The sequence below is a fragment of the Pseudomonas sp. S1_G07 genome (genome assembly GCF_054668565.1).
The window spans coordinates 5,798,399-5,817,614 of the sequence record NZ_CP162778.1 but is presented as its reverse complement, the minus strand read 5'-3'; the positions used below and the strand labels follow the sequence as shown (position 1 = coordinate 5,817,614).

18 protein-coding genes, 1 tRNA gene and 1 pseudogene are annotated in these 19,216 nt (G+C 60.2%); 12 read left to right on the top strand and 8 right to left on the bottom strand.

Features of this window, described 5'->3' with window-relative positions; genetic code table 11:
* Positions 1–25 precede the first annotated feature (25 nt).
* From ruvA to nadA, 12 genes and pseudogenes are all read left to right on the top strand, one after another.
* Positions 26–637, top strand: coding sequence for a Holliday junction branch migration protein RuvA (gene ruvA, locus AB4O05_RS26565; protein ID WP_003175802.1), 612 nt, complete (start codon positions 26–28; stop codon positions 635–637).
* Positions 638–1,696 (top strand): Holliday junction branch migration DNA helicase RuvB, encoded by a 1,059-nt coding sequence (gene ruvB / locus AB4O05_RS26560; protein ID WP_038442833.1) that lies wholly within the window; start codon positions 638–640, stop codon positions 1,694–1,696.
* Between the two features lie 140 nt (positions 1,697–1,836).
* A complete protein-coding gene (gene ybgC / locus AB4O05_RS26555; protein ID WP_460164819.1) occupies positions 1,837–2,292 on the top strand; it encodes a tol-pal system-associated acyl-CoA thioesterase in 456 nt (151 codons plus the stop codon).
* Position 2,293: 1 nt separating this feature from the next.
* Positions 2,294–2,989, top strand: a complete 696-nt coding sequence (gene tolQ / locus AB4O05_RS26550; protein ID WP_460134410.1) for a protein TolQ — start codon at positions 2,294–2,296, stop codon at positions 2,987–2,989.
* 23 nt (positions 2,990–3,012) lie between these two features.
* Positions 3,013–3,465 (top strand): protein TolR, encoded by a 453-nt coding sequence (gene tolR, locus AB4O05_RS26545; RefSeq protein ID WP_161793227.1) that lies wholly within the window; start codon positions 3,013–3,015, stop codon positions 3,463–3,465.
* Positions 3,465–4,538 (top strand): cell envelope integrity protein TolA, encoded by a 1,074-nt coding sequence (tolA, locus tag AB4O05_RS26540; RefSeq protein ID WP_460134411.1) that lies wholly within the window; start codon positions 3,465–3,467, stop codon positions 4,536–4,538. The genes tolR and tolA overlap by 1 nt, the downstream gene beginning before the upstream one ends.
* Before the next feature lie 17 nt (positions 4,539–4,555).
* Positions 4,556–5,836: a Tol-Pal system beta propeller repeat protein TolB gene (tolB, locus tag AB4O05_RS26535; RefSeq protein WP_460134413.1), complete on the top strand. Its 1,281-nt coding sequence runs from the start codon at positions 4,556–4,558 to the stop codon at positions 5,834–5,836.
* A 56-nt stretch (positions 5,837–5,892) separates the two neighbouring features.
* Positions 5,893–6,393 (top strand): peptidoglycan-associated lipoprotein Pal, encoded by a 501-nt coding sequence (gene pal, locus AB4O05_RS26530; RefSeq protein ID WP_460134415.1) that lies wholly within the window; start codon positions 5,893–5,895, stop codon positions 6,391–6,393.
* Positions 6,394–6,399: 6 nt separating this feature from the next.
* Positions 6,400–7,247 (top strand): annotated as a pseudogene (ybgF, locus tag AB4O05_RS26525) (tol-pal system protein YbgF).
* A gap of 164 nt (positions 7,248–7,411) precedes the next feature.
* Entirely contained in the window at positions 7,412–8,059 is a 648-nt protein-coding gene (gene queE / locus AB4O05_RS26520; RefSeq protein WP_460134417.1) for a 7-carboxy-7-deazaguanine synthase QueE, read from the top strand.
* Positions 8,060–8,170: 111 nt separating this feature from the next.
* A tRNA-Lys gene (locus AB4O05_RS26515) sits at positions 8,171–8,246 on the top strand.
* Positions 8,247–8,595: 349 nt separating this feature from the next.
* The gene (gene nadA, locus AB4O05_RS26510) at positions 8,596–9,654 is read left to right on the top strand and encodes a quinolinate synthase NadA (RefSeq protein WP_460134419.1); all 1,059 of its coding nucleotides are present in this window, start codon (positions 8,596–8,598) and stop codon (positions 9,652–9,654) included.
* 136 nt (positions 9,655–9,790) lie between these two features.
* Here the strand turns inward: nadA and AB4O05_RS26505 are convergent, their stop codons facing one another.
* From AB4O05_RS26505 to AB4O05_RS26470, 8 genes are all read right to left on the bottom strand, one after another.
* Positions 9,791–10,279 carry an RDD family protein gene (locus AB4O05_RS26505; RefSeq protein WP_460134421.1) on the bottom strand — a complete coding sequence of 163 codons (489 nt, stop codon included), beginning with the start codon at positions 10,277–10,279 and terminating at the stop codon, positions 9,791–9,793.
* Positions 10,280–10,374: 95 nt separating this feature from the next.
* Positions 10,375–10,587, bottom strand: a complete 213-nt coding sequence (locus AB4O05_RS26500) for a cold-shock protein (protein ID WP_460134422.1) — start codon at positions 10,585–10,587, stop codon at positions 10,375–10,377.
* A gap of 394 nt (positions 10,588–10,981) precedes the next feature.
* A complete protein-coding gene (gene gcvT / locus AB4O05_RS26495; RefSeq protein ID WP_460134423.1) occupies positions 10,982–12,106 on the bottom strand; it encodes a glycine cleavage system aminomethyltransferase GcvT in 1,125 nt (374 codons plus the stop codon).
* Between the two features lie 39 nt (positions 12,107–12,145).
* A complete protein-coding gene (locus tag AB4O05_RS26490) occupies positions 12,146–13,522 on the bottom strand; it encodes an L-serine ammonia-lyase (RefSeq protein ID WP_460134425.1) in 1,377 nt (458 codons plus the stop codon).
* 102 nt (positions 13,523–13,624) lie between these two features.
* Positions 13,625–16,462: an aminomethyl-transferring glycine dehydrogenase gene (gene gcvP / locus AB4O05_RS26485; protein WP_460134427.1), complete on the bottom strand. Its 2,838-nt coding sequence runs from the start codon at positions 16,460–16,462 to the stop codon at positions 13,625–13,627.
* Positions 16,463–16,472: 10 nt separating this feature from the next.
* Positions 16,473–16,856 carry a glycine cleavage system protein GcvH gene (gcvH, locus tag AB4O05_RS26480; protein WP_460134428.1) on the bottom strand — a complete coding sequence of 128 codons (384 nt, stop codon included), beginning with the start codon at positions 16,854–16,856 and terminating at the stop codon, positions 16,473–16,475.
* A gap of 347 nt (positions 16,857–17,203) precedes the next feature.
* Positions 17,204–18,712: a sigma-54-dependent transcriptional regulator gene (locus AB4O05_RS26475; RefSeq protein WP_460134429.1), complete on the bottom strand. Its 1,509-nt coding sequence runs from the start codon at positions 18,710–18,712 to the stop codon at positions 17,204–17,206.
* A 127-nt stretch (positions 18,713–18,839) separates the two neighbouring features.
* Positions 18,840–19,202, bottom strand: a complete 363-nt coding sequence (locus AB4O05_RS26470; protein ID WP_460134431.1) for a DUF5064 family protein — start codon at positions 19,200–19,202, stop codon at positions 18,840–18,842.
* Positions 19,203–19,216: the final 14 nt, after the last annotated feature.

Here is a 19,216-nt window from a genome sequence, read left to right as displayed (position 1 = left end):
CTTCCACGCTTTAAGGATCCGAACCGTGATTGGACGCTTGCGCGGCACTCTGGCAGAGAAACAGCCGCCGCACCTGATTCTGGATGTGAATGGGCTGGGCTACGAGCTGGAAGTGCCCATGACCACCCTGTATCGCCTACCGTCGGTCGGCGAGCCGATAACGTTGCACACCCATTTGGTGGTACGCGAAGACGCGCAACTACTCTATGGTTTCATTGGCAAGCGCGACCGGGACTTCTTCCGTGAACTGATTCGCCTCAACGGCGTAGGGCCGAAATTGGCGCTGGCGCTGATGTCGAGCCTGGAAGTGGATGAACTGGTGCGGGCCGTATCGGCCCAGGACACCTCGGCGCTGACCAAGGTGCCGGGGGTGGGCAAGAAAACCGCCGAGCGCCTGCTGGTGGAACTCAAGGACCGCTTCAAAGCCTGGGAAGTGGTACCGAGCATGTTCGCGCTGGTGCCGAACCAGCCGGATATGCCGGCAGGCCAGGTAGCGAGTGCCGAAAGTGACGCGGTGAGCGCGTTGATCTCCCTGGGCTACAAGCCGCAGGAGGCCAGCAAGGCGGTATCGGCCATCAAGGACAAGAACCTGAGCAGTGAAGACATGATCCGCAGAGCCCTGAAGGGAATGATTTAAGTGATTGAAGCTGATCGTCTGATCGCGGCCACCGGCCCGCGCGACCGTGAAGAAGTCCAGGACCGGGCCATTCGCCCGCTGAGCCTGGCCGACTACATCGGCCAGCCCACCGTGCGCGAGCAGATGGAGTTGTTCATCCAGGCCGCGCGCGGACGCAGCGAATCCCTGGACCACACGCTGATCTTCGGCCCGCCGGGGTTGGGCAAAACCACCCTGGCCAACATCATTGCCCAGGAAATGGGGGTGTCGATCAAGTCCACCTCCGGGCCGGTGCTGGAGCGTCCGGGCGATCTGGCGGCATTGCTGACCAACCTCGAACCCCATGACGTGCTGTTCATCGACGAGATCCACCGGCTGTCGCCGATCGTCGAGGAAGTGCTGTACCCGGCGATGGAAGACTTCCAGCTCGACATCATGATCGGCGAAGGTCCGGCGGCTCGCTCGATCAAGCTCGACCTGCCGCCGTTCACCCTGGTGGGCGCGACCACTCGCGCGGGAATGCTGACGAACCCGTTGCGAGACCGTTTCGGCATTGTTCAGCGCCTGGAGTTCTATAGCACCGCAGACCTGGCGACCATTGTCAGCCGGTCGGCAGGCATTCTCGGTTTGCCGCTGGACCCGCAAGGCGCCTTTGAAATCGCGCGCCGCGCCCGGGGCACCCCTCGAATAGCCAACCGTTTGTTGCGCCGTGTGCGGGATTTTGCCGAAGTGCGCGCCAAGGGGCACATCACCAAGGCCGTCGCTGATCTGGCGTTGAACCTGCTGGACGTGGACGAGCACGGCTTCGATCATCAGGACCGGCGTCTGCTGTTGACCATGATCGAGAAGTTCGACGGTGGCCCGGTGGGCGTGGACAGCCTGGCGGCGGCCATCAGTGAGGAGCGTCATACCATCGAGGATGTGCTTGAACCGTACCTGATCCAGCAGGGCTACATCATGCGTACGCCCAGAGGCCGAGTGGTGACGCGCCATGCCTATCTGCACTTCGGATTAAATATTCCGTCACGATTGGGTGAGATGCCCGTGGTAGACGAATTTCTCGATGCAGTGGACGATTAAAAAACCGACGTGGGTCGATTTATTCAAGGTTTGTGCTGTCCCAGTGTCTGGCGTCGTCATTCAGTGATTGTAAATGTTCTGCGAGAATGCAAAAACAGTTGCCCGGCCGGATTGGCAACCTCAGGAGTAAGCACTAGAGTATGCGCGCGAAAAACGGGGATCAGTCGTTCGCACATCGTTGTCGCGTTTATTACGAGGACACCGATGCCGGCGGCATCGTGTATTACGTCAATTACCTCAAGTTCATGGAGCGGGCTCGAACCGAGCGGCTACGGGAGCTGGGCTTTGCCCAGTCCACGCTTGCGGGAGAGGACCTGTTATTCGTCGTGCACTCCAGCGAGGCGCGTTACCACGCGCCGGCGCGACTGGACGACGAGTTGCTGGTCAGCGCTGAAGTAATCGAATTGAACCGTGCCAGCCTGCGTTTCAAGCAGCAGGTCAGGCGGGCAACGGATGCAACGCTGCTCTGTGAGGGGCAGTTCCTGGTGGCGTGTGTACGCACCAACAGTTTGAAACCTCGGGCCATTCCCGAAACTCTACGTGCGGCCTTTGCCGCCGTGAGCGGCGCGGGTAAACAATCAAAGCAGGAGATTTAGCGTGGAACCTACCGTCGTCGACCATTCCTCCATGTGGAGCCTGGTCAGCAATGCCAGTGTTGTGGTTCAACTGGTCATGCTGACCCTGGTAGCCGCATCGGTTACCTCTTGGGTCATGATTTTTCAGCGCAGCAACCTGCTGCGTGCCGGTCGACGTGCCCTGGAGAGCTTTGAAGAGCGCTTCTGGTCGGGTATCGACCTGTCCAAGCTGTATCGCCAGGCCGGCAGCAACCCGGACCCGGACTCGGGCGTCGAGCAGATCTTCCGCGCCGGCTTCAAGGAATTCTCGCGCCTGCGCCAGCAGCCGGGCGTTGACCCCGAAGCGGTCATGGAAGGCGTGGCCCGTGCCATGCGCGTGGCCATTTCCCGCGAAGAAGAGAAGCTTGAGCAAAGCCTGCCATTCCTCGCTACCGTTGGCTCCGTCAGCCCGTACATCGGCCTGTTCGGTACCGTGTGGGGGATCATGAACTCCTTCCGTGGCCTGGCCCAGGCCCAGCAAGCGACCCTGGCCACCGTGGCTCCCGGTATCGCCGAAGCCCTGGTCGCCACCGCGATCGGCCTGTTCGCCGCTATCCCCGCAGTCATCGCCTACAACCGTTTTGCTGCAACCAGCGAAACGCTGATCAGCCGTTACTACACCTTCGCCGATGAATTCCAGGCGATCCTGCACCGTAAAGTGCACACCAGCGAAGAATAAGCAGGTAATTCCCAATGGCTTTAATCGCTCGAGCTCGCAAAAAGCGCAAGCCGGTCGCCGAGATGAACGTAGTGCCCTACATCGACGTGATGCTGGTGCTGCTGGTCATCTTCATGGTGACCGCGCCGATGCTCAACCAGGGCGTGAAGGTTGATCTGCCCAAGGTTTCCAGTGAAGCCTTGCCACAAGACAACAACACTCAGGTCCTGACCATTTCGATCAAGGCTGACAAGACCTATTACTGGAACCTTGGCAGCGAAGTCGACACGCAGAAACAGCAGGACAAGGCCCTGACCTTGCCGGCCATGACCGATGCGGTGACCAAGATCATTCGCTCCGGCAACGAAGGCGGCAAACACACCCAGGTGTTCATCCGCGGCGACAAGTCGGTCGACTACGGCTCCGTCATGGGCGCCATGGGTGGGCTGCAGAAGGCTGGCGTCGGTAACGTTGGCTTGATTACCGAGGCGCCCTGATGCACCAACAGCGAGAGCCGTCCGCCTCGGAAAGCTTCTTCTGGCCTAGCGTCTGGGCAATTGCCTTGCACGTCCTGGTGTTTGGCATGCTGTTCGTCAGCTTTGCCATGACCCCGGACCTGCCGCCAGCCAAGCCGATCGTGCAGGCGACCCTGTATCAGCTGAAATCGAAAAGTCAGGCCACCACCCAGACCAATCAGAAGATTGCGGGTGAGGCCCAGAAGTCGGCTGCGCGCCAGACTGAAGTCGAGCAGATGGAACAGAAGAAGGTCGAGCAGGAAGCGGTGAAGGCTGCTGCGGAACAAAAGAAAGAAGAGGCGGCTCAAAAGGCCGAGGAATCGAAAAAGGCTGACGAAGCCAAGAAGGCCGACGAGGCGAAAAAGGCTGATGAAGCCAAGAAAGCCGAGAAAGCCGCCGAAGCGAAAAAGGCCGAAGAGAAACAATTGGCTGATATAGCCAAGAAGAAGTCTGAAGAAGAAGCCAAAAAGGCTGCCGAAGAAGAGGCCAAGAAAAAGGCCGCTGAAGAGGCCAAGAAAAAGATAGTCGAAGACGCGAAGAAAAAAGCCGCCGAAGACGCCAAGAAAAAAGCTGAAGCAGACGAGGCGAAGAAGAAAATCGCCGACGACGCGAAGAAGAAAGCTGCCGCCGACGCCACCAAGAAAAAGGCCCAGGAAGCAGCGCGCAAATCCGCCGAAGAGAAAAAGGCCCAGGCCTTGGCAGATTTGCTCTCCGACACGCCGCAGCGTCAGCAAGCCTTGGCCGATGAGCGTGGCGATGAAGTCGCGGGCAGTTTCGACGACCTGATTCGGGCGCGGGCGGCAGAGGGTTGGACACGTCCACCTTCGGCACGCAAAGGCATGACAGTAGTGCTGCAGATCGGCATGTTGCCGGACGGTACGGTGACTTCGGTCAGCGTTTCCAAGTCCAGTGGTGACGGTTCGTTCGACAGTTCGGCGGTTGCCGCGGTCAAGAATATTGGCCGGTTGACCGAGATGCAGGGAATGAAACCAAGCGACTTCGCTCCCTATCGTTCATTCAAGATGACATTCACACCTGAGGATCTAGCCTTGTGAGAAACCTTCTTCGAGGAATGCTTGTCGTTATTTGCTGTATGGCAGGGATAGCGGCGGCGGATGAAAAGAACATCCTGGTAACCAGCGGTAGCGATCGGGCCACCCCGATTGCAGTAGTGCCGTTCGGTTGGCAGGGCGGCAGTGTGCTGCCGGACGACATGGCGCAGATCGTCAGCGACGACCTGCGCAACTCCGGTTACTACGCGCCGATTCCGAAAGGCAACATGATCAGCCAGCCGACCCAGGCCAGCGAAGTCATTTTCCGTGACTGGAAAGCCGTGGGCGCCCAGTACCTGATGGTCGGCAACATCGTGCCGGCCGGCGGTCGCCTGCAAATCCAATACACCTTGTTCAACGTGGCGACCGAGCAGCAGGTGCTGACCGGCAGCGTATCGGGTACCACCGAACAACTGCGGGACATGGCCCACTACATTTCGGACCAGTCGTTTGAAAAACTCACCGGTATCAAAGGAGCGTTCTCGACGCGCCTGCTGTATGTAACGGCTGAGCGTTTCTCCGTGGACAACACTCGCTACACCCTGCAGCGCTCGGACTATGACGGCGCGCGGGCGGTGACCTTGCTGCAATCGCGTGAGCCCATCCTGTCGCCGCGTTTCGCGCCGGACGGCAAGCGTATTGCCTACGTATCGTTCGAACAGAAGCGTCCGCGCATCTTCGTCCAGCATATCGATACTGGCCGTCGTGAGCAGATCACCAACTTCGAAGGCCTCAACGGTGCGCCAGCCTGGTCGCCGGATGGTTCGCGCCTGGCATTCGTGCTGTCCAAGGACGGCAACCCGGATATCTACGTGATGAACATGGCTTCGCGCCAGATCTCTCGCGTGACCAGCGGCCCAGGCATCAACACCGAGCCGTTCTGGGGTAAAGATGGTTCGACCATCTACTTCACCTCCGACCGAGGCGGTAAGCCACAAATTTATAAAACGAGCGTAAGCGGCGGTGGCGCTGAACGTGTGACCTTTATTGGTAACTACAACGCCAACCCCAAGCTTTCGGCTGATGAAAAGACGTTGGTGATGATTCACCGTCAGGATGGTTTCACTAATTTCCGGGTTGCGGCCCAGGATTTGCAGCGCGGAACCGTAAAAATCCTTACAGATACCAACCTAGATGAGTCAGCCACTGTTGCGCCCAACGGCACCATGGTAATCTACGCCACCCGCCAGCAGGGCCGGGGAGTCTTGATGCTCGTGTCCATTAATGGACGCGTAAGGCTCCCGCTTCCTACCGCACAAGGCGAAGTCAGAGAACCATCCTGGTCCCCTTACCTGAACTGACGCGGCGCTACAAAAAAGATTTGCTTAACACACTGGGGTTCATTAGGAGTTTCACGATGGAAATGCTGAAGTTTGGTAAGTTTGCTGCTCTGGCTCTGGCTCTGTCCGTAGCCGTTGGTTGCTCGTCTAAAGGCGGCGACAATGCCGGTGAAGGCGCAGCTGTTGATCCAAACGCTGGTTACGGCGCTAACACAGGTGCAGTTGACGGCTCCCTGAGCGAAGAAGCTGCTCTGCGCGCTATCACCACTTTCTACTTCGAATACGACAGTGCTGACCTGAAACCAGAAGCCATGCGCGCTCTGGACGTTCACGCGAAGGACCTGAAAGCTAACGGCGCTCGCGTTGTTCTGGAAGGTAACACCGACGAACGTGGTACTCGTGAGTACAACATGGCACTGGGCGAGCGTCGTGCGAAAGCCGTTCAGCGCTACCTGGTACTGCAAGGTGTTGCTCCAGGCCAACTGGAACTGGTTTCCTACGGTAAAGAGCGTCCAGTTGCTACTGGCCACGACGAGCAGTCCTGGGCTCAAAACCGTCGCGTCGAACTGCGTAAGTAATTCGTCATGCGAACGTGCCGTCGTGCTCTGACTGTATTGGCTCTCAGCTTCGCACCGCTTGCGGTGTGGGCTGCGGTTCCTGTGGAAGATAGCAACTCTGGCTATAACAATAGCGGGAGCAGTTATCCGCCGGCAGGTTATGGCACGAACGGCGCCTATGCTGGGGGGCGGCTACGGCTGCCCCCTCGGCACAGGGCGAGCTGTTCAACCAGCTGCAACGCATGCAGGATCAATTGGCCCAGCAACAAGGCGCCATTGAAGTGCTGCAGAATCAAGTGAACCAGCTCAAGCAAGAAGGCCTGGAGCGTTACCAGGATCTTGATCGACGCATAGGAGCCGGTGCTGCACCTGCCGCTACTCCTGATAATTCTTCCGCCGGTGGCGCGCCCAGTGCTGCTATCGGTGGTGCCGCTGCCGGTGGTGCAGCTGGGGCCGCGGCTGCCAGCCAAGCCCCTGCCGCCAGCAGCGAACCGGGTGATCCGGCCAAGGAGAAGCTGTATTACGATGCAGCCTTCGACCTGATCAAAGCCAAGGACTTCGATAAAGCCAGCCAGGCATTTACCGCATTCCTGCGCAAATACCCGAACAGCCAGTACGCGGGCAATGCCCAATACTGGTTGGGCGAGGTGAACCTGGCAAAGGGTGATCTGCAGGGGGCGGGCCAGGCATTTGCCAAGGTCAGCCAACTGTACCCCAAGCACGCCAAGGTGCCCGACTCGCTGTACAAACTCGCAGACGTAGAACGCCGCCTGGGTCATACCGACAAGGTCAAAGGCATTCTGCAGCAAGTGATTGCCCAATACCCTGGGACTTCCGCTGCGCAGTTGGCCCAACGGGATCTGCAGCGCTTGTAAGCGATGCCGCCCGTTTAGAAGAAACCCGCGCCTGTCGCGGGTTTTTTCGTTAGAATCCACGCCCTTTTATGAAATACGCTCCTTGGGGCCTACGCGTTGGCGGGGTTCCTTGAAGTGCCTGACGGAGGCGGACAGCCTGTTTAGCTGTTACGCCCGTGGCGACTATGCAAGACACATTACGTATTACCGAAGTTTTTTACTCGTTACAGGGTGAAACGCGCACCGCCGGCCTGCCCACAGTATTTGTGCGCCTCACCGGTTGCCCTTTGCGTTGCCAATACTGTGACAGCGCCTACGCCTTCAGTGGCGGTACCGTGCGTACCCTCGACGACATCCTGGAACAGGTTGCCAGTTACCGGCCACGCTACGTCTGTGTGACGGGCGGCGAGCCGCTGGCGCAGCCCAACGCCATCCCATTGCTCAAGCAGCTGTGTGACGCCGGATACGAGGTGTCCCTGGAAACCAGCGGGGCCCTGGATATTGCCGCTGTCGATCCGCGTGTCAGCCGAGTGGTCGACCTCAAGACGCCAGACTCCAAAGAGGCGCATCGCAACCGTTACGAGAACATCGAACTGCTGACGCCCAACGATCAGGTCAAGTTCGTCATCTGTTCCCGCGACGATTATGACTGGGCAACCTCCAAGCTGATCCAGTACGGCCTGGAACGTCGTGCGGGCGAGGTGCTGTTTTCGCCGAGCCATCACGACCTGAATGCGCGCGACCTGGCGGATTGGGTGGTAGCGGATAACCTGCCGGTACGCCTGCAATTGCAGTTGCACAAGTACCTGTGGAACGACGAGCCGGGGCGCTGAGAGGGCGTGCTTGGGGCCACAATTGCGGCCCCAGTGCGTTATTTCTGATTTTTTTAAAATAAGGTGTTGAATAATCCTTAGAAATCAGTATTATACGCGCCACCACACAGCGGGTCGTTAGCTCAGTTGGTAGAGCAGTTGGCTTTTAACCAATTGGTCGTAGGTTCGAATCCCACACGACCCACCATTTTTGGCGGTTTAGAAAATCCGGAAGGCCCACGCAAGTGAGGATTTCCGGGTTTTTTTTTGCCTGGTGCAAAAGTCCCAGTCAGCCGGCGACATGCGCGATGAGACGACTGGCAGGCGATGTAAACATGGGAGGCCCCCTTGAGGGGGCTTCCCGTTTTTTTGTCCCGCAGGCGTACCTGAAACGCCATATTTGGCTTTTGAATCCATTCGATATTCTGTAGCCTTGCGCAGCTTCACCTTTACCCGTGCTTGATGAACACAATCACTTTGTCCGGCGGCGCCCAACGGGCTCCAGAGCCGGTGGTACACTCGACTTTCGCGCAACTGCGCCTGCAGGTCTTGCGAACATGACGCACATTTCCGAACGCCTACTGGTTCAAGCCCACCTCGACGCCAAGCAGCCCAAGGCCCTCAGCGCCGACGAAGAGGCGAGCCTGCGTGTCGCCATCGCCGCCGAGCTCAAGGCTCAGGATGCGGTGCTGGTGGCGCACTTCTACTGTGACCCGGTGATTCAGGCCCTGGCCGAAGAAACCGGCGGCTGTGTCTCCGATTCCCTGGAAATGGCGCGCTTCGGCGCTGCCCACCCGGCCAGGACCGTACTGGTCGCCGGCGTGCGTTTCATGGGCGAGACCGCCAAAATTCTCACCCCCGAAAAACGTATTCTCATGCCGACCCTGGAAGCCACGTGCTCTCTGGATCTTGGCTGCCCGGTGGATGAGTTTTCGGCATTCTGCGACCAGCATCCCGAGCGCACGGTGGTGGTGTACGCCAACACCTCGGCGGCGGTCAAAGCCCGCGCCGATTGGGTGGTGACGTCCAGCTGTGCGCTGGAAATCGTCGAAAGCCTGATGGACAACGGCGAGACCATTATCTGGGGGCCGGATAAACACCTGGGCACTTACATCCAGCGCCAGACCGGGGCCGACATGTTGTTGTGGGACGGTGCCTGCATCGTCCACGAAGAGTTCAAGTCCAAGCAGCTGGAAGACATGAAGGCGCTGTATCCGGACGCGGCGATTCTGGTGCACCCGGAATCCCCGACCTCGGTGATCGAACTGGCCGACGCGGTGGGCTCCACCAGCCAGTTGATCGCCGCGGCGCAGAGTTTGCCGAACAAGACCTTTATCGTCGCCACCGACCGCGGCATCTTCTACAAGATGCAGCAGCTGTGCCCGGACAAGGTCTTCGTCGAAGCCCCTACGGCTGGCAACGGCGCCGCGTGCCGCAGTTGCGCGCACTGCCCGTGGATGGCGATGAACACGCTGGAGCGCACGTTGCAGTGCCTGCGTGAGGGCAGCAACGAGATATTCGTCGAGCCATCGGTGATCCCCCACGCCGTGCGCCCGCTCAAGCGCATGCTGGACTTTACCCAGGCTGCGCGCCTCAAACTCGCCGGTAACGCCTGATACAGGGTGATGCACGGTTAAAATGTGGGAGCGGGCTTGCTCGCGAATGCAGTGTGCCAGTCTCTGAATGAGTTGACTGATACACCGTATTCGCGAGCAAGCCCGCTCCCACATTTGGATTTCCAACAGGTAAACGTTATTTCTTTTGCTTCGGAATCCGCACCAGTTGCGTGTCGGAATAGATGTCATGCCAGCTGCGTTTCTGCTTGTCGAACAGCGACCAGATAAACCCCAGCCCTACGCACAACCATGACGCAATCGACACCACAAAGCGCAGCAGCGCCTGCCACAGGCTGATGCGTGAGCCGTCGGCGTTCTGCACGCGTACGCCCCATACCTGCATGCCCAGGGTCTGCCCGGAATGGGTCCAGAACTTGGCGAAAAAGCCAAACAGCACAAACAACAGGATCGTCGACAATAAGGGGTCGCCGTCCAGCGCGCCGGATTCGGTGAGGGTGCGCATCCTGGCTTCGCCGACGAACGCGATCCATACCAGTTTGTAGAGGAATGCCGTGACGATCAGCAAGGCAGTGCACAACAGGAAGTCATAGAACATTGCTGCCAGGCGACGGCCCAGGCCAACGGCGGGAAACTCGCCTTGGGGGCTCAGCAGGGGTTTGGACATGGCAGGGCTCTCTGGAGAAAAGACGCAGTTTACGGAATCGCGCCCATAAAAAAGCCCCTGATGTCATATCAGGGGCTTTTTGTCGCAGGGCTGGATCAGCCATCCGCTAGAACTTCGTCAGCCTGCATGCCTTTTTGGCCTTGCACCGCAACGAACGTCACTTTCTGGCCTTCTTTGAGGGTCTTGAAACCGGTGCCCTGAATAGCGCGGAAATGCACGAACAGATCCTGACCGCTTTCTGGAGTGATAAAACCAAACCCTTTCTCGTCGTTAAACCACTTGACGGTACCGCTCAGACGTGTGGACATTTCTTCTTTCCTTTGACGCTAATAAATTAATGACAGCCCCTTTCACATGAAAGAGTACTGGGCTGGGTTGCAGGAAAGTAAGAGACGTCGAACGGGTTGTAGCACAACTACTTCAGCTACTGCCCAGGTCCAGGTTCCAAGCGACCCATGCAAACACAGTGAACAAACTCTACGCCAACTAATATGAAAAAAACAAGCCCTGCCCAAAGCCCAGGTTTTGCTTGGCCGCATGGCAGTTCGTGGCACTGCGGTGGGCTTACTTATTCGATAGAGTTGGTCACTTGTTATAGGTTGTCTCCTATAACAACGACTATCGGCAGTGCACTGTTTTATGGCGGTTGCGTGACAGATTAGTGCACATTGACGCAACCGCGTTACTTACAGAAACAGTCAATCAGCCGCGGTAGTAACGTTGCGGTACAAATGGCATTTTGCTTACACGAAGTGGCACCTTTTTCCCACGCACCAACGCAGACACTTCGCTATCGATCGCGGTAAAGGCACTGTCCAGGTAGGCCATGGCCAGTGGGCCACCCAGGCTCGGACCAAAACCGCCGCTGCACACGCTGCCGATCACAGTGCCGTGTTCGTCGACGATTTCCGCGCCTTCACGCACCGGAGTGCGTTCTTGCGGCAGCAGGCCCACACGCTTGCGGTTCACACCGGCCTGCTGCTGGGTGAAGATGCGGTCGGCGCCCGGAAAGCCACCGGCACGCGTGCCATCGGCGCGGCGGGCCTTGGAGATCGCCCATAGCAGGCTCGCTTCGATTGGCGTGGTCTGGGTGTTCATGTCGTGGCCGTACAGGCACAGGCCGGCTTCCAGGCGTAGCGAGTCGCGGGCGCCCAGGCCGATGGCCTGTACTTCGGTCTCGGCCAGCAGGCTGCGGGCCAGGCTTTCAGCATGGGCGGCAGGCACGGAAATTTCAAAACCGTCTTCACCGGTGTAGCCGGAGCGACTGACGTAGCAGTCCACGCCCAGCAGGCGCAGCGAGGCGAACTGCATGAACGTCATCTTGCTGACTTCCGGCGCCAGGCGTGCCAGCACCTTCACTGCCGCCGGGCCTTGCAGGGCCAGCAGGGCGCGTTCTTCGAACAGCGGCTCGATGGTGCATTGGTCGCCGATGTGTTTGCGCAGATGCGCCAGGTCCTGGTCCTTGCAGGCGGCGTTGACCACCAGGAACAGCTCGTCGTTACCCAGGTTGGCGACCATCAGGTCGTCGAGGATGCCGCCTTGCTCGTTGGTGAACATGGCATAGCGCTGCATGCCCACCGGCAGGTCGATGATGTCGACGGGCACCAGGGTTTCCAGGGCCTTGGCGGCATTGGCTCCGGTCAGGCGGATCTGGCCCATGTGGGACACATCGAACAACCCGGCCTGATCACGGGTGTGCAGGTGTTCTTTCATCACGCCTAATGAGTACTGCACCGGCATGTCGTAGCCGGCGAAGGGCACCATGCGCGCGCCCAGCTCGAGGTGCAGGGCGTGCAACGGGGTTTTCAACAGGGTTTCGGTGGACATATTCAGCTCCTGAAAAACGTGCTGGCGCGCCGCTGGGCGTCAGCACTCGATAATGTTGACGGCCAAACCGCCACGGGCGGTTTCCTTGTATTTGCTTTTCATATCGGCACCGGTCTGGCGCATGGTGCGGATGACCTTATCCAGCGAGACAAAATGCTTGCCGTCGCCGCGCAAGGCCATGCGCACGGCATTGATCGCCTTCACCGAGCCCATGGCATTGCGCTCGATGCAGGGCACCTGCACCAGCCCGCCGATCGGGTCACAGGTCAGGCCGAGGTTGTGTTCCATGCCGATCTCGGCGGCGTTTTCCACTTGGGAGACGCTGCCGCCCAGCACTTCGCACAACGCCCCGGCAGCCATGGAGCAGGCCACGCCGACTTCGCCCTGGCAGCCCACTTCGGCACCGGAGATCGAGGCGTTTTCCTTGTACAGAATACCGATGGCAGCGGCGGTGAGCAGAAAGCGCACCACGCCGTCTTCGTTCGCGCCGGGGATAAAGCGCATGTAGTAATGCAGCACCGCCGGCACAATGCCGGCCGCACCGTTGGTGGGCGCCGTGACCACGCGCCCGCCATTGGCGTTTTCTTCGTTGACCGCCAGGGCGTAGAGGTTGACCCAGTCGAGTACCGACAACGGGTCACGTAGCGCCGACTCCGGGTTCTTGCACAACTGGCGATGCAGGGCGGCAGCGCGACGCTTGACCTTCAAGCCCCCCGGCAGAATCCCTTCATTGCGACAGCCCGCGTCCACGCAGTCCTGCATCACCTGCCAGATCTTCAGCAGCCCGGCCCGGGTTTCCGCTTCCGGGCGCCAGGCGCTTTCATTGGTCAGCATCACCTGGCTGATGGACAGCCCGTAGGTGGTGCAGTGGCCGAGCAAGTCCTTGGCGTGTTTGAACGGGAAGGTCAGCGGTGTGGCGTCTTCGACGATCCGGTCCGCGCCGGCCGCGTCTTCATCCACCACAAACCCACCGCCGACCGAGTAGTACTCGCGGCTGCGGATCTGGATGCCGGCGGCGTCAAAGGCACGAAAGATCATGCCGTTGGGATGGTAGGCGAGGGGTTTGCGAATCATCGCCAGATGTTCTTTCTCGTTGAACGCAATGCGGTGTTCGCCGAGCAGGTTCAAGCGGCCGTCGCTGCGCATCTGCGAGAGTCGCGCGTCGACGGTTTCAGTGTTCACGGTGTCCGGGTGTTCGCCTTCCAGGCCGAGCAACACGGCCTTGTCGCTGCCATGGCCTTTGCCGGTGGCACCGAGGGAGCCATAGAGTTCCACCTTGATACCTGCGGTGGCGACCAGCAGGTTGTCACGCTTGAGGCCCTCGACGAATCGAGCGGCCGCACGCATCGGGCCGACGGTGTGGGAGCTGGAGGGGCCGATACCGATCTTGAACAGGTCGAACACGCTTAAAGACATGGTGGCTCCTAAGTGGAGCAGTGGCGAGCTACAAGCTACAAGCTACAAGTAAAAGCCGAGCGGCTCTTTCTTGCAGCTTGCAACTTGATGCTTGTAACTGCTTTATGCATAAAGCTCGATCGACGGGCACGCACACACCAGGTTGCGATCGCCGAACACATTGTCGACCCGGCCAACCGGCGGCCAGTACTTGCCGTCGATCAACGAGGCCACCGGGTACACCGCTTGTTCACGGCTGTAAGGGTGGCTCCATTCGCCCACCAGTTCCGCCGCGGTGTGCGGCGCGTTCTTCAGGGGGTTGTCGTCCTTGTCGAGAGTGCCGTTTTCCACCGCGCGGATTTCATCGCGGATGGCGATCATCGCGGCGCAGAAACGGTCCAGTTCTTCCTTGGATTCACTTTCGGTCGGCTCGATCATCAGCGTGCCCGCGACCGGGAACGACATGGTCGGCGCATGGAAGCCGAAGTCGATCAGGCGCTTGGCTACGTCATCCACGCTGATGCCGCTGCTGTCCTTGAGCGGGCGCAAATCCAGGATGCATTCGTGGGCCACCAGGCCGTTGCTGCCGGTGTACAGCACCGGGTAGTGCTCTTCCAGGCGACGGGAAATGTAGTTGGCGTTCAGGATCGCCAACTGAGAAGCGCGCTTGAGGCCCGCGCCGCCCATCATGCTGATGTACATCCAGGTGATCGGCAGAATGCTCGCGCTGCCGAACGGTGCGGCGCACACCGCACCCTCCTTGCGCGCCATGGCCGCGTGGCCTGGCAGGAACGGCGCGAGGTGGGACTTGACGCCAATCGGGCCGACGCCCGGGCCGCCACCGCCGTGAGGAATGCAGAAGGTTTTGTGCAGGTTCAGGTGGGACACGTCGCCGCCGAACTTGCCCGGTGCGCAGAGGCCGACCATGGCGTTCATGTTGGCGCCGTCGATGTACACCTGGCCGCCGTTGTCGTGGACGATCCCGCAGATTTCGCGGATGCCTTCCTCGAATACACCGTGGGTGGACGGGTAGGTGATCATCAGCGCGGCAAGGTGCTCGCGGTGTTCGATGGCCTTGGCGCGCAGGTCTTCGATGTCGACGTTGCCACGCGCGTCGCAGGCGGTCACCACCACACGCATACCGGCCATGTTGGCGGTGGCGGGGTTGGTGCCGTGGGCCGACGATGGGATCAGGCAGATGTCGCGGCGTTCTTCGCCACGGCTCTGGTGGTAGGCACGAATGGCCAGGAGGCCAGCGTACTCACCCTGGGAACCGGCGTTCGGTTGCAGCGAGATCGCGTCGTAACCGGTGGCCGCGCAGAGCATGGCTTCCAGTTCCGAGGTCAGTTGCAGGTAGCCGGCGCTTTGTTCGGCCGGGGCGAACGGGTGCAGGTCACCGAATTCGGCCCAGGTCACCGGGATCATTTCGCTGGCGGCATTGAGTTTCATGGTGCACGAACCCAGCGGGATCATGGTGCGGTCCAGGGCCAGGTCTTTGTCCGCCAGCTTGCGCAGGTAGCGCATCAGCTCGGTTTCCGAGTGGTAGCGGTTGAACACCGGGTGGCTGAGGATCGGCGACTGGCGCAGCAGCGCTGCCGGCAGGGTGCTTTGGGCTTGGGCGAAAGCCGGCAGGGCTTTGCCGTCGGCGAAGATTGCCCACAGGGTTTCGATATCGGCTTGGGTGGTGGTTTCGTCCACCGACAGACCGACACGCTCGGCATCCACCACGCGCAGGTTGATGCGCTGGGCGCGGGCCTTGTCGTGCAGGGCGGCGGTCGCGGCGCCGGTGTTGAGGGTCAGGGTGTCGAAGAAGTGCTGTTGCTCGACCTCAAGGCCCAGGGTGCTCAAGCCCTTGGCCAGGATCGCGGTCAGCTGGTGAATACGCTGGGCGATCTGGGTCAGGCCTTTGGGCCCGTGGTACACGGCGTACATGCTGGCGATGTTGGCGAGCAGCACTTGGGCGGTGCAGATGTTGCTGGTGGCTTTCTCGCGGCGGATATGTTGCTCGCGGGTCTGCATGGCCAGGCGCAGGGCCGGCTTGCCGAAGCGGTCGACGGACACACCGACGAGGCGGCCCGGCATGTCGCGCTTGAACGCATCCTTGGTGGAAAAGTACGCCGCGTGCGGGCCACCAAAGCCCAGCGGCACGCCGAAGCGTTGCGCGCTGCCGATGGCCACGTCGGCGCCGAACTCACCCGGAGGGGTCAGCAGGGTCAGGGCCAGCAGGTCGGCGGCCACGGCCACCAGGGCATTGGCGGCATGGAAGCGTTCGGTCAGTTCGCGGTAGTCGAACACATCACCGTTGCTCGCCGGGTATTGCAGCAGGGCGCCGAAGAACGCGCTCACGTCGCTCAGCTCGCGCTCATCGCCGACCACTACATCGATGCCCAGCGGCTCGGCACGCGTGCGCAGCACGTCGAGGGTCTGCGGGTGGCTGTGTACGGAGGCGAAGAAGGCGTTGCTGCTCTTGTTCTTGCTCAGGCGCTTGCAGAAGGTCATGGCTTCGGCGGCGGCGGTGGCTTCGTCGAGCAAGGATGCGTTGGCGATCGGCAGGCCGGTGAGGTCGCTGATCAGGGTCTGGAAGTTCAGCAGCGCCTCCAGACGCCCTTGGGAAATCTCCGGCTGGTAGGGGGTGTAGGCGGTGTACCAGGCCGGGTTTTCCAGGAGGTTGCGCAGGATCGGCGACGGCGTGTGGCAGTTGTAGTAGCCCTGGCCGATGTAGGTCTTGAACAGTTGGTTCTGGCCGGCGATGGCCTTGATCCTGGCCAGGGCCTCGGCTTCGCTCAGGCCGTCTTCCAGGCCGAGCACGCTGGTGCCCTTGATGCTTTCCGGGATCACGCTGGCGCTGAGGGCTTCGAGGGAATCAAAGCCCAGGCTGGCGAGCATCTGCTGCTCGTCTGCCTGGCGCGGGCCGATGTGGCGGGCGATGAATTCGTTGGCGGTGCTCAAATTGATACTCATGGCGCGCTCCTCAGGCTTCAGCGTTGGCTTTGATCAGGCGGTCGTACGCATCCTGATCCAACAGCTTAGCCACTGCACTGGCATCGGCCGGTTTAAAGCGGAAGAACCAACCTTCGCCCAGCGGATCTTCGTTGACCAGTTCCGGGCTGCCATCGAGCTTGTCGTTCACTTCGAGGACTTCACCGTCCAACGGCATGTACACACCGCTGGCTGCTTTTACCGATTCCACGGTGGCGGCTTCAGCGCCCTTTTCGTATGCCTGCAGCTCAGGCAGTTGCACGAAAACCACGTCGCCCAGCGCGTCCTGCGCAAAAGCGGTAATGCCTACGGTGACGCTGCCATCGGCTTCGGCGCGCAGCCATTCGTGATCTTTAGTGAAACGCAACTCGCTCATGGAAACTCCTCAGGGCCAGAATCGTCTGGTGGACGGAATGGGAATAATGGGGAGTTGCTTAGCAAAATCGCGGCCAATGTTATTAAGTCTTTATAATTCAATGCGTTACTAAAAATGGTTATGAGGTTATGCCGTTTGGCTGTAGCGATTTCGCTACAGCTGAGCCTGCGAAAAAAAGCCTATGTGGATCAACGCCTTGCATGGCGCGTAAAAAACAAGGTTGTAGCGATATCGTTCCACTGTAGCGCTTTCAGTACAGTGGATGTCGTTCTCAGACCCATTTGGAATGCGACCCCTGTAGGAGCGAGGGGGACGCCTAGTTCTTGCTCGCGAAGATCGTCAACAGATCAGGGTTTGTTGGGTATGCCGTACTTGCGCAGGCGATGGGCGATGGCGGTATGGGAGGTTTGCAGGCGGCTGGCCAGTTGGCGGGTCGAGGGGTAGCTGGCATAGAGCTTTTCCAGCAGGCTGCGTTCGAAGTCTTCCATGGCCTGTTCCAGGCTGTCGATTTCGCCGTCGTTCTGGCGTGCCACCGAGGTGCCGGCGATGTCCAGGTCGCCGATGTCCACCAGGCTGCTTTCGCAAATGGCGGCAGCGCGGAAGATCACGTTCTGCAACTGGCGCACATTGCCTGGCCAGCGGTTGCCGAGCAGCGCCGGATAGGTGCCGGGCGCCAGGCGGCACACCGGGCGCTGGATCTGCGCGCAGGCCTGCTGCATGAAGTAGCGCGCCAGCAACAGGATGTCCTGGCCGCGCTCGCGCAGGGGCGGCACTTCGACATTGAGGACGTTGAGGCGGTAGAACAGGTCTTCGCGAAAGGTGCCCTCGTTGACCATTTTTTCCAGGTCGCGGTGGGTGGCGCTGAGGATGCGCACATTGACCTTCACTTCACGGTCGCCGCCTACCCGCCGGAAGCTGCCGTCATTGAGAAAGCGCAGCAACTTGGCCTGCAGGTACGGTGACATCTCGCCGATCTCATCCAGGAACACCGTGCCTTGGTTGGCCAGTTCCATCAGCCCTGGCTTGCCGCCGCGCTGGGCGCCGGTGAAGGCGCCGGGGGCATAACCGAACAACTCGCTTTCGGCGAGGTTCTCCGGCAGCGCGGCGCAGTTCAAGGCCAGAAATGGCGCACTGGAGCGCGTACTGATGGCGTGGCAGGCACGCGCCACCAACTCTTTGCCGGTGCCGGTTTCGCCTTGGATCAATAGTGGCGCATCCAGGGCCGCCACCCGCTGCGCACGCGCTTTGAGGGTACGGATTGCCGGCGATTCACCGAGCAATGCATCAAAACCTTCGGCATGGTCATGGTGCAGCGCTGAGAGTTGTTCGCCGATACGGTTGGGCTGATACAAGGTGAGCAGCGCGCCGGCGTCGGTAATCGGCGTAGCGTCCAGCAGCAAGGTCTGGCCGTTGACGCTGATCTCGCGCAGGGGCAGGCGAAAGCCGTTTTCCAGCAGGGTATCGAGCAGTGCCGGGTCGTTGAACAGCTCGGCGATGCTCTCCCCGGCGGGTTCGCGCCCATAGAGGGCAATCAACGCCGGGTTGGCCAGCAGGATCTTGCCCGCGCTGTCCAGGGCCAGCACCGGGTCGGTCATGGCGGCCAGCAGGGCGTCGAGTTGCAGGTGGCGACGTTGGCCGGGAAGGATGTCCACCACCGTCACCGCTTGCACGCCGTGCACGCTGAACAGCGCATCGCGCAGTTCTTCAAGCACCTCGGCGCTGAGGGTCGGCGCGTCGATATAGACGTTGGGGGGGACCATTTCCACCGCATCCAGGTTGAGATTGCGCCCACCGAGCAAGGCCAGGACTTCCTGGGTGATGCCGACGCGGTCGATGAAGCTGACGTGGATACGCATGTAGACGATTCTGGAGAGCGAGAGGCGGCAAGTATGCCTTGGGGGAAGGCGTTAGGTGAAATCGGGTAAATGGAGAGCAACAATGTGGGAGCGAGCAAGCCCGCCCCCACAGGGATTTGCGCTGTTTCTATGCCAGGTGCTCGGGTTTGACCGGGTCGCCCGCTTTCACATCCAACTGATGCCGTACATCCTCGAACATCAAGTCGTACTGCTTGTGCATCGAACCATTGAGTACCGCGGTCTTCGGCATGCCGTATTTTTGCGCGATATTCATCGCATGCCGGGCAAAGTCGAACGCCTGGTCCTTGGGCAGGAAAAACACTTCCTTGAGGTCATTGCCCTGCACCGAACCGTGCACCGTGAACAGCATGCCCTTGCCTTCCTTTGGGTCCTGGCTGACTTCGTAATCGATGCACAGGTTGTAGCTGTAGTCATCCTTGTTCAGCGCGTGGCGTTCGACGTGCAGGTGTCCGGGTTCAAAGGTGGCCATAGGCGTATCTCCTC